This is a genomic window from Salinibacterium sp. SWN248, from assembly GCF_015864575.1.
Classification (GTDB): domain Bacteria; phylum Actinomycetota; class Actinomycetes; order Actinomycetales; family Microbacteriaceae; genus Rhodoglobus.
Genome location: NZ_JADYWW010000001.1, coordinates 130669 through 144598, shown reverse-complemented (window position 1 = coordinate 144598; position 13930 = coordinate 130669). Strand labels below are relative to the sequence as shown.

The 13930-nt window shown below is 61.0% G+C and carries 5 protein-coding genes; 4 read left to right on the top strand and 1 reads right to left on the bottom strand.

The features are described from left to right. The first annotated feature begins 148 nt into the window (after positions 1 to 148). On the top strand, positions 149 to 3460 hold the full coding sequence (locus I6E73_RS00665; RefSeq protein WP_197122300.1) for a hypothetical protein: 3312 nt from the start codon (positions 149 to 151) through the stop codon (positions 3458 to 3460). Continuing rightward, complete coding sequence (locus tag I6E73_RS00660) at positions 3448 to 8457, top strand: DEAD/DEAH box helicase (protein WP_197122298.1); 5010 nt, start codon at positions 3448 to 3450, stop codon at positions 8455 to 8457. Before I6E73_RS00665 ends, I6E73_RS00660 begins: the two co-directional genes overlap by 13 nt. A 162-nt stretch (positions 8458 to 8619) precedes the next feature. Here the strand turns inward: I6E73_RS00660 and I6E73_RS00655 are convergent, their stop codons facing one another. After that, positions 8620 to 12201 carry a TM0106 family RecB-like putative nuclease gene (locus tag I6E73_RS00655; protein ID WP_231600493.1) on the bottom strand — a complete coding sequence of 1194 codons (3582 nt, stop codon included), beginning with the start codon at positions 12199 to 12201 and terminating at the stop codon, positions 8620 to 8622. 51 nt (positions 12202 to 12252) lie between these two features. Between I6E73_RS00655 and I6E73_RS00650 the strand changes: the two genes are divergently transcribed. Then, positions 12253 to 13161 carry an endonuclease/exonuclease/phosphatase family protein gene (locus tag I6E73_RS00650; RefSeq protein ID WP_197122296.1) on the top strand — a complete coding sequence of 303 codons (909 nt, stop codon included), beginning with the start codon at positions 12253 to 12255 and terminating at the stop codon, positions 13159 to 13161. Between the two features lie 67 nt (positions 13162 to 13228). Next, positions 13229 to 13777: a thioesterase family protein gene (locus I6E73_RS00645; RefSeq protein ID WP_197122294.1), complete on the top strand. Its 549-nt coding sequence runs from the start codon at positions 13229 to 13231 to the stop codon at positions 13775 to 13777. Positions 13778 to 13930: the final 153 nt, after the last annotated feature.

Below are 13930 nucleotides of genomic sequence, written 5' to 3'. Positions count from 1 at the left end.
TCGTCAGCCACATCGCCGCAGAAACAGGGGCCTCGCCGCTGCTCACCCTAGATAGGGGGGTAGCAACATGAGACCTCTTCACGCCAATGTCATAGGTGGGTCATAGCCTGCAAAGCTTTGAAACTTTGACCTAAACCCGAGGGACATCATGGAAGAACTACTCGAGCTGCGCGAACGCGAATCTCAATGGCGGCAGCGACTCGTCGGAACATCGCTGGTAATGGAAGCGGATGTTGACCAAGGCGAGGCGACTGAATCATTCCGGTGGCTCGGTAACCGATTCCGCAATTGCGATACTCGCGAGGATCGGAAGCATCTTCTCTCGTTGTTTAGGGCGAACTTTCTCATCGGGCTGACCGCAGTCGGCGGAAGAGACTACGACGAGGGCACATTCTGGCCTTTTGTGAACGAAGCCTTCGGTGTGCGCCTATCCCAGGGCGACACCGACCTTGTCGTCACCCGATACAAAGAAATACTGGACTACTACAGCCTCCGACGGTTTACGACGCCGATGGCCAACGTCGGTGAGATTCTCATGCACGCCGGAGTGCCCGTCGGCAGCGTTGAAGGCTTCCTTCGTCTGTTGGTCAAGCAAGATCGACGCGGAGCCGGAACCAGCGGTGCGCTGTTCGCCGCATGGGCCCGATCTCAGAACCGAGAGTCTGCTTCGTTGCTCGGATTGGATGCGCCCACCTGGCGCTTTCTCCGCGAGGGCGGCGAGATCGCCGAAGACTTCGTTGATCGCTGCCTCGTTGCATTCGACGCCGCCACAACCGGAGGAATATCCCCTGACTCGGGGCTTGCCCGCCACATCGTGGATGAGATTGGCAGACTTGTTGAGACCGGCGCTTTGGTCTCACGCCCCGGTCGCGGCACCCGCAGCCGAGAAGTGGTCTACGTACCCACTCTCACTTGGGACGACGCCCGGCATGGGGTCGCGATAACGCTGCCTTCACTGGAAGTGCCCCTCGAAGAAACGGTGCACTGGACTCTGGCCTCGGAAGGGCGATCAGCGTCGTACACCGCGGAGCCCCCATGGCCGGGATTGCCCGCAAAGACAATCATCCATTCACTTCGCCAGCCGACAAAAGCAGTCTCTGTCCGGGCTCGCCCCGGTGAACAAGAGTGGGACATGACGGTAGTCGACCCGGATGATCCGCTCCTTATCTTTGACGCAGCAACGGGTGTCCTCATACCGGCACGCAACTCGCTGCCGCGCGATCTCGTCGTGATCGGAACGCCACAATCTGGCGACAAACCCTTCAACGAACTCATTGAATTCGATGGCCCCTGCCCGGTGATCTCAGAACACCAGTCACCCTTCGGTTGGGAGTCGTGGATCTTCGCCACCGTCGACCTCAATGGCGTGAAAAAACTCAGCCGCGGCGAAGACCGTGCCCGGTTCGTCTCCACATCAACTCGACCTCAAATCGCTTACCCCGAACCCGTTCTCGGTGCGACGACGAGCGACGACTCCATCGTCTACAGCGACGTGCCCAGCGTGACGCTTCCGGCATCGGGTGACAGCAGCGCTGGTTCCCTACCGTGGACCATTTCGCTGACCGAAGAATCCTCTGGCCGAACGCTGTGGAGCTCCGAAGTGAGGTCGGCCAGCGACCCGCTGGAAGTCGAATTGTGGCCGGAGCGCCCCGCGTCGCTGCTGGGTAAATACGTCATCACTGTGCGGGGTGCTCTCGGGCGCGGCCTCACTCGTCGCGTAGTGGTCGCAGAGGGCTGGGCAGCACGCCATCAGCCGACCTTCCGGTACCTAGCGGCCGAGGGTAACGGGATGGAGCCGGCGACCGTCTCGCTGTCGTGCGCGGACAAAGATAACCAGAGTCTGGAACTAGACCGAAGCACGCCGTCGGCGACCGTGACTCTCTCATCCGAAGCCAGTGAGCTGGCAATAGTTGTTCGCGTTCCCCACATGAACATTGCGGTCACGCGCGGTTCCACTTTTCCTGTGGTCACGCTGCTTCCGCAGTCGCTCGACAGCGAAAGTCTCGAAGACACGCATCTCCGCGTAACCGTTCCTGCGGGCCTGTGGGCCACTCTGGGTTTGGTCTCGGCGAAAGGCGTAGAGCAAACCATCGATGCGGTCGTTACCGGTCAGCGTTCGTACGTGAACTTCAACCTTGGCCAACTCGCAGACACCGCCAGATCGGCACGATCGGGACGCCTGCAGCTAAGAATTGGCGAGAAATCAGTACCGGTAGGCAACCTTCGCCCCCGCAAGCTTGCTGACGAGGTCAGGTTTGATGCGGAGACGAGTGCTCTGGTGATCTCACCAAGCGCTCCGCAGGGGCTCGCCGCGGCCATTTACCCGAAGTATTCGCCGTGGAAACTCCCGACCGTGATCTCATTTGCCGATGGCGCCGCTTCAGCAGCAATCGACCGTGCTGTAAGCCAAATGGGGCGAGCGAAAGTTCTGCTGAGAGTCGACGACCCCTGGTCGCCATCGCCGTGGCCAGAGATGCCAGATCGCACTGACCCGAACGTTTTCGACCTCACAATGCTGCCGCTCGAAGAATCTGATGAAAGCGTCGAAGGTGAGTTCTCACGGTGGCTTGAGGGAAGCGGCGAGATGCCCTCGGGCGCGAGTGCGTTGCCCCTGGCCGCACAGATTCTGTCGCTTCTCGGGAAGTTCGACACCACGCGCACGTACTCATGGATTCGGTCCCAGATTTCGGGTTTGTTCGCTTCGCACCCGGCCCTTTTCCTCGACACAGCAATGCAGACGTCCTTAGAGCCGTCGGTGCTGATGCGACTCGTTGTCGATAGCGATCTCGCCGCTACCGGAAGTGAGATTCCGCCGCCGGTGCCCGGAAGCTGGCCGCTCAATTCGTTCCTTGGGCTCGTCGGTGACTACGAAGGCACACAAGAAGATTCCGATCCTGAGTTCATCAGCAACCTGGAGAATTTTGCGGGCCGTGACGCCTTAACCCTCTTGGACACCGGAACAGACCCACACGCAAAAATCGGGCGTTTTGACGACAACACTCCAATGCTTAGCCAGTTTCCTGTTGAGCGCCTAGAGCAAATCTGGGCTGCTGCGAGCCCGATTCCTGGCCGGCTTTTGCAGCAAGACACAAGAATGATTGCAGCCCGTCAGCTCTTTGACGCACGCAGTTCGAGAACACTGCGCGACCTTACTAGCGGCTCGCGCGCGATCCTTCAACGGACAAAGAGCGCGATCTTTGACGTGCTCGGGCCTGGAGGGACAGATGCTATCGAGGCCCGCATCGGCGCCGACGGATGGAGAAATCTCCCGGCCCTCTCGATGGCTCTCGCGATCGTCGCGCGACTTGCAGCACGAGACCTCGGAAACACCCGCGGGCTCTACGCAGTACTGCGCGATTACTACGCACAACTTGCGGAGGCAGCCCCCGCCTTTGTCGAACAGGATTTGGTTATCGCCGAACTCTGGATCATGAACTGGAGAAACGAATGGACTCGATAGATCCGATTGCCGTCAGCGCGAACATCGCCGAGGACTATCGGAGGTACCTATCGTCGCTCATCTCGCCTCAAGACCCCCGACTCGCTGAGGGTCTGCGGAAAGCCATTGCGGCCGCGGCAACCGAAGGGCTCACCAAGGGGCCGTACCTTGAGGTCACTCCGCCGTATGCGACTGGTGCAACCATCCGCGAACTCATCGCGGAAGGCACGCTAGACGACCGGTTTGCACGATTCGCCTCTGAGTCGTTTCCCCTGGACAGGCCGGTCTACATGCACCAGGAAACGGCGATTCGGCAAATCACCGCGGGTCGCAACGCGATCGTCGCCACGGGAACCGGCTCAGGTAAAACCGAGAGCTTCTTGATCCCTATCCTGAACCACCTCCAGAAAGAAGCCAGTAATGATGGCCTCACTTCGGGCGTTCGCGCGCTGTTGCTTTACCCGATGAACGCGTTGGCGAATGATCAACTCAAGCGCCTACGTCAGATGTTGGCCGATACGCCCGAAATCACGTTTGGGCGTTACACGGGGGAAACGCTGGAAGAAGCCAGCCAAGCAGAGAAGAAGTTTAGGGCGCAGCATCCAGGCGAGCGCCGACTCCCCAATGAACTACTCAGCCGTGAAGAGATGCGCGCTAACCCGCCCCACATTCTGCTGACCAACTACGCGATGTTGGAATACCTTTTGCTCCGGCCAAAGGATATGGACCTGTTCGAAAGCGAATCCAACACGTGGAAGTTTCTCGTGGTCGACGAAGCACACGTCTACGACGGAGCAACGGGCGCCGAAGTGGCGTTCCTCATCCGTCGCCTGCGTGAACGCGTTAAAGCAGTGGATTCGTTGCAGTACATCGCGACGAGTGCCACCGTGGGCAACGACCTTGATCGTGCCGCAGACTTCGCGAAATCGCTGTTCGGAGCACCATTCGCGGGCAACACCGACGTCGTCACCGCGACCCGGCTGCCCTGGGGAACGAACGAGGTGTGGGGCAGGCTCACGACAGCCGATCTCTCCAACCGTTTCAGCGACACCGACCTCATCGATGCGGCCAAACGGAGAGGTTCAAGCGCAACCTCACTGCACGATGCGCTCGCAGGAGAAGCCACACTTGCGGAGACAGTGCAACTGGCATCCGAAAAGCCGAGGACGCTCAAAGAAGTGCTCAATCGTATTGGGCCCGATTCGGACATTACTGCTGCCGATTTGAGAGACCTCGTATCGATGGCGGCCCGCACCACCGACGGTAACGGAGTTCCGCTCCTCTCCGCGAAATACCACCTCTTTGCTCGAGCCACAGAAGGCGCCTTCACATGTCTCTCTCCGTCGGGCCCCCACGTAGGCCTCGCGAGACAGGAACGGTGCAGCGAGTGCGCGTGGTCGGTGTTCGAGATTGCGGCATGTCAAAAGTGTGGTGGCACCTACTTCGCGGGAACTATTCAAGCCGGTGAGGGAGGGCGCCGCTATTTCGTGCCGAAGAACTCAGTTTCGGAGAAAGTCACATGGCTGTCGATCGACCTCTCAACTGATTCGTCAGAGCAAAGCGACCTAGAGGACGAAGACGACGTTGTGCTCGACAATGATGCGGTCGCAGACCTGCAGTCCGAGCGTGTCACGCTGTGCGGACAATGCGGACTCATTGATCCAGCCGGTGCTTCAGCATGCACAAACCCGGAGTGCAGCAACACCGCGATGACGCGTGTGTTGAGAGTGAACAACCCCGGCTCGGTAGTCAAAAAGTGCTTGCAGTGCGGTGCTCAGGGCGAGCGAACCATCCGCCGCTTCGAGAGCGGTAACGATGCCTCGGTCAGCGTTCTGACCACGAGTCTTTATCAAGCGATGCCTGCCGCGTCGGTCGAGGAACAGGGTGACCGCCCCGGCGGTGGCCGCAAACTTCTGGTCTTTAGCGACAGCCGGCAGCAAGCAGCGTATTTTGCGCCGTATCTAGAACGAACCTACGGCCGTTTCGCTCAACGTCGAGTGCTTCACGCGGCCATCGGTCGGGCGTTCTTCGAGGGGATCCCAGCGGCATCGTCTGACATCGCGTCAGTTACTCGAAAGCTGGCAGACGATGCCGCCTTCTTTGAAACGACCGATACTCCGCTGGCTAAGCAGACGGCAACAGAAACCTGGCTTCAGACCGAACTTAACGGACTCGATGAGCGCATTTCCTTGGAAGGCGTTGGTTTAGTCGCTTGGGCGATGCGCCCGCCAACAGACATGGCAGTCCTTGCCCCGCTGAGGAACTTAGGGTTCTCGGATGACGAAGCTCTCGACTTACTCCAAGAGCTTGTTCGCACCTTGCGCACACAAGGGGCTTTGAGCGCACTGCCGCAAGTGAACTTGAAGGACGAAGCTTTCGAACCACGCCTAGGTCCGATCTACGTGCGTGGTACCGGGTCGGATAGCAAAAGAAAGGTTCTTAGCTGGGAGCCAACATCCAGTCGAAACAGGCGGTCTGACTACCTGCGAAAGGTCGTCGAAGCGCGCGGTCTCGACATAAGCCGAGTCGATGAGATTCTGCGAGGGATCTGGCGCATGCTTGAGCGACGCGACGGCCCGCTATCGCACTGGCTCACCGTCGGCCCTACTGGTGCGCTCGGCGTGATTTATCAGCTCGATGTCAATGCGGTGCAAGGTGAAACGCTGACGCAGGAATCGACACTCTTTAAATGCAGCGTCTGCACGCGGCTGGCGCATCGCTCGGTGAGCGGAGTGTGTTTGGCGTACCGATGCGAAGGAAAACTCGTGGAGTGGGAACTCCCGCCCGAGAAGCACGACGACAGCCACTACCGCGCACTCTACCGAGGGCTCAAGCCGATCCCACTCACAGCGATGGAACACACAGCCCAGTGGTCAAGCGACAAAGCAGCGATCATCCAGCAGGACTTCATCGCCGGAAGAACGAACGTTCTGTCCTGTTCCACAACCTTCGAACTCGGCGTTGACGTAGGAGATCTGCAGTCGGTTCTGTTGAAAAATGTTCCGCCGACGGTGTCGAACTACATCCAGCGCGCAGGTCGCGCAGGACGCCGGTTAGACAATGCCGCACTTGTGGTCACCTATGCGCAGCGTCGCTCTCACGACCTGACGAGCTACGCCAACCCGGCCATGATTATTGCGGGCACGGTTCGCCCTCCAGTTGTGCCCATCGATAACCCGCGTATCGCCCAACGCCATCTTTTCTCTATCGCGTTCGCGGCCTTTTTCCGTGAGCAATTCCAGTCACGAGGAAAGACCTACCCCCAAGTCGAAAACTTCTTTGGCCCGGATGACTTGGGAAATACAGCGGCATCACGGGTTAAGCCGTGGCTCAGCGCAAAACCGACCGCGGTCGTTGAAGCCGTTGGCCAAGTATTGGATAAGTCGATCGCTAAGGCTCCGGAGCTGAAATGGGAAAACTGGACCCAAGAACTTTTCGACCTTCTCGACTTGGTCAGCACTGACCATTCAGAAGAAATGGCCATCTATGACGCTGCCGTCGAAGCGGCTTATGCCGCCAAGCAGGGCGGCTATGGAGACAAGCTTGATCGAACGAAAAAGACGCTTCAGAAAAAAGACCTCTTGGGATTCCTTGCGAATCGAAACCTGCTGCCCAAGTATGGTTTTCCGGTCGACACAGTAGACATGAGAACGAGTGCGAGTGGAACTGACGTTGCGACGCAACTAGACCTCTCACGTGACCTGTCGCAAGCGATCTTCGAATATGCGCCTGGCGCGAAGCTCGTAGCGGGTGGTTACCTTTGGCAATCAGTCGGGGTCGCCAGAAAAGCAGGAAAAGAGAACGAGACCAAGTTTTTCCGCATCTGCAAAAACTGTGACCGCTATTCAGAGTCCTTAGAACGAGACGAAGCGCCCTGTGCGGAGTGCGGCGATGCTGATGCAGGCATGCCCCATAAGTACGTAGAACCTCGCTTCGGCTTTATCGGCGAAGGAGGCCGGCAGCGGCCAGGCGACAGCCCGCCGCGGGTCAGCTGGCGCGGGCAAACGCGACTTGCGTCCGACGGCGTCATAGCGGACACCTCAACAGGTAAATTTCCCGGAGGCGAAGTCGCCTCGACCACCCTCGAGCGGGCATTTATGGTGAGACTCAACAACGGGTCCACCGACAGCGGTTTTCGCATCTGCAATTTCTGCGGTTTTGGAATGGACTTCATGACTCCGTGGCCGACAGGTCACACCAACCCTATGAGTAATCGTCCCTGCACGGGCGGATACTCCGTGCAGGCTCTGGCTCACAAGTTCCAAACCGACGTTGCCCGTTTCGAGTTCCCCTTTTCTTGGGGAGACCAAAAGAAGGACGTGCAAGACATTGCGCGATCGGTCATGTATGCGGTGTTGAACGGAGCGGCGCACTCACTGCAGATCTCGCCTAACAACATCGACGCGACGATCACGCAACTGTCGTCGAAGAAAGCGACAATCAACATCGTCGACACCGTTCCCGGAGGTGCCGGCTACGCGAAGCTCATCGCCAAGTCGATTGTCGCAGTGCTGACGTCAGCACTCGATATCGTCTCCGGCTGCGAGTGTGGACGCGAGACGAGTTGCTACATGTGCCTGCGCAGCTATTCGAACCAACGCTTCCACGACGACCTGTCGCGTGGACTCGCGCAAGACTTCTTGGAACGGGTTCTACTGAGTTCGTCTGGGGCGGCATCCATCCCGAACCCCAGCGCGGGGGCTGCTCCGGTAACTACCGAGAAGCTAGACGCGTGGGACGAGGCGATCATGTGGGGCATCGATGGCATCGGTGATCTTGCGGTTCATCTTCGAAACCAAGAAGTGCCGGCTCCTATCGTCGGTACCGACCTCGGGCCGAACAATGAGTGGGTCATGGAGCTTTCGTGGCCCGATGAAAAGATCTGTGTAGTTACTGATCTGGACTCAGAGCGGGATGCGTGGCTGGTCGAACAGGGATGGAAAACATTTAGCGCTCTAGCCGAAGGCGACCTCGAACGTCTCTCACTGTCCGTTGCTGATGCTCTCAACGGTCGGTGATCTCGCTCGCGTTGAGTTGTCGGTAGGCGGCGGCCACGCGATTGCCCAGTCTTCAGCCCGCAAAAGGATGTGCCTCTTCAGGAACACGGGTGGAGTCCGTGCGCGCAGCCAGTCCGGAACTTTCGCTCGGAGGAGCCTTCGTGGGGCGGAGAGTAACTTTTTTCAGGTGCCCTCCACCAACGAGATAAACCGACTCAACGTCGCCACGCCCTCCGCAGTCTGTGGCAGCGAATCCAGCAGCGCGGGCGAGTAGACGAGGTACGCGGCCCACTGGGCGCGCGAGATGGAGACGTTGAGGCGGTTGCGGGAGAGCAGGAAGTCGAGGCCGCGGGGCACATTGTCGGCGCTCGAGGCAGCGAGGCTCACGATCGAGATGACCGCTTCTCGGCCCTGAAACTTGTCGACCGTGCCTACGACGACGCACGAATAGCCCGCAGCATCGAGGCGACCGCGGATGAGTTCCACCTGCGCGTTGTACGGCGTCACCACGATGATGCCGTCCTCATCGAGCGGCTTCGGGGTGCCGCCGGCCTGCGAAGTCCAGAGGGCTCCGAGGTGCTCGCGCACCAGCTCCACCACGCGGTCGGCCTCCTCGCTCGCGAACGTTGAGTTGTCGACATGAGCGGTCGGCGCCGAGTGCAAGCCAGGGGCGACGCCGGCGAGCATCCGCCCCTCGGTTGACGCGTGCGAGCGCAGCAGGCCGTCGTACGAGAGTTGCGAGACGGGGCGCGTGACGGCCTCATCCATGCGGCGGCTCTCCTCTAGGAAGTAGCCGAAGTCATCCGGAAGCACCGCCAGCTCACCAATCACATGACCCAGCGCCGAACCATCAACCGGGGCCGGATGGATGCCCTGGCTCACCTGCGGAAGCTGTTGCGGGTCGCCGAGCAGCAAGATGCGTTTCGCGCTCGCCGCCACACCGATCGTGTTCGCGAGCGAAAACTGGCCCGCCTCATCGATCACGAGAAGGTCGAGCTGGTCGGCCTGTACGCGCTTGCGGTTCGTCAGATCCCACGCCGTGCCGCCGATGACATAGCCGGAATTTTCGTGCTCAAGGGCGAAACCCGCGTGTCCGTTGTAGGGCAGCTCGCTGAAGGGACCATCGGCGTAATAGCCCGGCCCGAACTCGCCCGGCACCGCCTTCGCCACCAGCTCCGGGTTGAGGTTCGCGTCGAGCACCACCGCATCGAGAACGTTCTCGACCACCTTGTGCGACTGCGCGGTGATGCCCACCTTCCAGTGGTGTCTCTCGACAAGTTCGTGGATGACGTGGGCCGCGAGATACGTCTTGCCCGTGCCGGGAGGGCCCTGCACGGCGAGATAGCCGCTCGGCCGCGAGACCAAGGAGGCGATGACGGCGCGCACACCATCATCCGCACTCGTCATGGGTTCGAGAGCGCTCACTGTGGCGGGCGCCTTGTGCAGCAGAAGATCGGACATCGCGTCGTCGGGCCATTCGGGAGCGGCCGCAACGACCGTCTCGCCCCAGGCCTCGATCGCGGCGACGATGCTGTCGGCGCGCGGGGGCGGGCCGGGCGTGATGTGGGTGGGCATTTCATCCCACGCCGGGATCTCGTCGGGGCGGGTTTCGATCACGAAGATGCCATCGGCATCCTCGGCGGGGTCAGAAAAACGCACCGCGCGGGCAAGGCGATGCCCGGCGCGATGGCCCGGCGGAACGTACGGCAGCGGGTTGCCGTAGACGAGAAACACGTCGCCGCCCGGCCGCGGTGCACTACTGCCCGGAGCCCACTGGCCGCGCAGATACAGGTGCCGACGCTCGGTGCGTTGGCGTCCCTCTTTATGCCAATCGATCGTCAGCATCGCGCTGTCGACCACGAAGATTCCGCGAGTGTCTTCCCACAGCTCGGAGGGCTGCTCGAGGCGGTCGTAGTGCTCCCACCAAAAACTCTTGACCTCGCGCCGGTGATAATCGATGGCGGCAGCGGCCATCCGGTAGGCGCTCGCAGCAGTGTCGTCGCCGCGTTCCTCAGCATCGTCGCCGAGGGCCTGCAGCTGAAGGTCGAGCGCGCTGGGTTCGAAAGCCTTCACATCTAACTCGGTCTCGTCGACCTCAACGGTGACGCCCTGCACCTCGGGCAGGGCCCGCAGCCAATCGCGCAGCTTGAGCGTCGACACGCAGTCGTACTCGTTGTAGCGGGCAATCGCATCCCGAATCTCGGTCGCACGTTCCATGTTGCCGTTGGCTGCGGCGACGCTCGACTCCACGTATTCGCCAATCGAATCGGCCGCGTTCGTCACCCCGGCACGCTCCTCGTCGCCCATATAGAGCGGCTCGAGTTTCTTGATCGAATACGACGGCGTTCCGATGCGCAGCGCGCCCCGCACGATCGGGTACAGGTCAACGAGTACCCCCTCGCGCAGCAGCTGGTCGACAACATCCTCACCCTCGCCGTGCCGCGCGGCGATGCTCAGCAGGTGCGTCTTCTCATAGGCGGCGTAGTGATAAATGTGGAGGCCCGGATGCTGCTGCCGCCGCTCCGTGACGAACTTCAGGAACGACCGCAGCGCGATTCGTTCCTCGTCGAGGGAGTGCGCCCACAGGCAGTCGAAGTCGCCCACGGCATCCACCCAGCCGAAGAGGTAGTCGAGGCCCCAGCGCGGCGTTCCGCCGATACCGGGCTCCGAATACATCGGGTCGCCCTCGAAGTCGAAGAAGAGGTCGCCGGGGTTGGGTGCGGGCAGGCTCGCGATCGGCAGGGGATCGACAACGACGACGGGCGGTTTCGCGTGGTTGTCAGCCGGATCGACCGTGTGCTGCAGTTTGGCCTGAAGATGAAGCTTCGCGAAACTCGCCTTCGGGATCGCGAGGTCGTCGGGGCGCTCTTCGGTTTCAGCGAGGTCCGTGAGGGTGCGGATGCCCGCCGCCAGGAACTTCGTGCGCTGCCCGGCCCGCAATCCCGCCACCGTAAACAGATCATCGGCAGCCTGCGATGGTTCCTTGCAGAACTTGCAGCGGCCATCCCGCGCATAGCGTTCGTCGTGCCAGTCGACCGGCTTCGCTTCGGCGCGATGTTCGGCGATGATCGCGTGCATGCGGGCGCGACGGCGCCGAAACACAGGCGAGATATCGGCCACGGCAGCGAGCTCGGAGGTGTCATTGCCAAGGATCAACTCGACGGTGCCGTCGGCGGGAACGCCGAGCTTCTGGAGTTGCTCGTGGTACGCCGCCAGCTGAAGAAGGGCGGTGACGCGCACGTGGCGCGAGAGTTTCGAGTCGACGACCCGATAGCTGCCGTCGGGCTGTTTGACGAGAAAGTCGGCGTAGCCGATGAACGGCGACTCCGGGTCGGTTTCGTCAAAGAACACGCCCTGAAAAACGACGGGGGCGCCGGCCAGCAGAGCGTCGCGCGTGCGTGCGGCATAGTCGCGCAGCACCGCGGCATCCCGCCCCGGAGGCTTATCGAACTCGACCATCGCATCGCCGAACTCGTCGCGATAGCGATCCCGCAGCCGGGCCTCATGGGCGTTGCCGAGCTCGGCCGCCCGCATGAGCATCGCGTCGTCGTCGGGCAGCGGATCAGTCGAGAACCCCAACCGCTTGTCGAGCACGCGCAGAAAGCCGAACTCGCAGTTCGAGGCTTGGGTCAGATCGCTGGCGCTCGTGACGAGAGCGGTATCGGAGAGAAGGTACATGTCCCGATCAGAATATGGCCGGGGAGCGACATCGTCGTTGACCCGTGCCGCAACCGCGCAGATCGACAAGTCGTTGCGGCGAGGCATTTCACGCGCCCGACCCCACCGAAACACCACACCACGCCTTAGGCTGGAACTATGACGGGAATCACCACCCCACGGTCGAAGCACTTTTCTGCGCTCGCCCCGGAGCGTGAGCCCCAACTGGCGTTCCCGCCCCGCGGTAGCTCGATGATCGGCCCCGTCGATGCCCCCGGTCTGCATGTGATGACCTACAACATCCGTCGTCGCGGTCCGGAACTTTTGCCGCGCAGCCCTGACCTGTGGAGACGCCGCAAGCCGTTGATGGCACGTCTCCTCGCTGCCGAACAACCGGCGTTGGTCGGCGTGCAAGAGGCACTATTCACTCAGGCGCGGTTTGTTGGCCAATCGTTGGGGGAGCACTATCGTTCGCTCGGCCACGGTCGCGAGAGGAACACGGGTGGCGAAGGCTGCCCCATCTTTTACGACTCGACCCGTTTGCAGGTGGTCGAGTGGCGACAGTCTGCGCTCTCCGATACCCCGAATGTTCCGGGGTCGACCTCGTGGGGCAATCGCACCCCTCGCGTCGTGGTTGAAGCGATCTTCCGCGACCTCGCCACCGGCATCCACTTTCAGGCCGTAAACACTCACCTCGATCACCGTTCCCGCACCGCGCGCCTTCGCTCTGCCGACGCGTTGAGAAACATCGTGCAGGCGACTCCGTATCCGACCATCATGACCGGCGATTTCAATACGGATGCTGACACTCACCCTTATGACCAGCTGACCGGTAACGGGCTGCTGGTCGACACGTGGAACACCGCCGAGGAGCGTCTCACCCAGGTGTGGGGAACGTTCCCCAATTACGGCCCGCCGAAGCACAATCGCAAACGAATTGACTGGGTGCTTGCAACGCCCGACGTGACCGTCCTGCAGACAGGCATCAACGTCACGCGGTATTCGGGCGGCTGGCCGTCGGATCATGCGCCAGTGCAGGCCGTTGTGCGTTTTGTTGGGGCGAAATAGCTCCACGCGCTAGAGCATCCCTACAAACGATTTAGGGAGCCGATCACGATTCCCCTAATCTGGGCGAGTGAATCTGATCTTCCGCACCATCCTGCACCGCATCCTCAGCACGCGACGATCGGCCCTCGGCATCACCGATGTGGGCAGCATGACGATGAAGGTTCTGCCGACCGATGTGGACCTGCTGCGCCACATGAATAACGGTCGCTACTTCTCCATCATGGACATCGGCCGCATGGACCTCCTGATCCGTGCGGGCGGCTGGCAAAAGCTTCGGGCCAAAGGTTTCTACCCGGTGATGGCCAATGAGACCATCAGCTTTCGCAAGTCGCTCGATCTGTGGAAGAAGTTCCAGCTCGAATCGCGCGTTGTCGGCTACGACGACAAGGCCGTCTTTGTCGAGCAACGTTTTGTGGTCGACGGCCAGATCTACGCCCAGGCGATGACCCGCGCCCGCTTCCTGCGGAGCTCTGGAGGCACCGTCAGCGTTGACGAACTTCTCGAAACCATCGGCTGGGATGACGAACAACCCGTCATGCCCGACTGGGTTCAGGAGTGGGCTGATCATGTTGCTCTGCCCGTCAGTCGCGCCGATGCGCCCAGCGTCTGGGAGTAAGCGCCTCCAGTTTTCACCGACAACCCCCGCATCTCGCCCGCACGCCGGCGACACTGCGGGGGTTGTCGTGCGTTAAGCGGCATCCGGCAACAGCAAGCGTTTGCACCGATTCGTATGACTTTCGCTTTTGTGAGAGCGCTCTCTTGACATTCG

Bases quoted from the DNA above. Each gene is read 5' to 3' on its own strand.
- I6E73_RS00660 (WP_197122298.1), top strand. From the start codon at position 3,448: ATGGACTCGATAGATCCGATTGCCGTCAGCGCGAACATCGCCGAGGAC.
- I6E73_RS00665 (WP_197122300.1), top strand. From the start codon at position 149: ATGGAAGAACTACTCGAGCTGCGCGAACGCGAATCTCAATGGCGGCAG.
- I6E73_RS00650 (WP_197122296.1), top strand. From the start codon at position 12,253: ATGACGGGAATCACCACCCCACGGTCGAAGCACTTTTCTGCGCTCGCC.
- I6E73_RS00655 (WP_231600493.1), bottom strand. From the start codon at position 12,201: ATGCCTCGCCGCAACGACTTGTCGATCTGCGCGGTTGCGGCACGGGTC.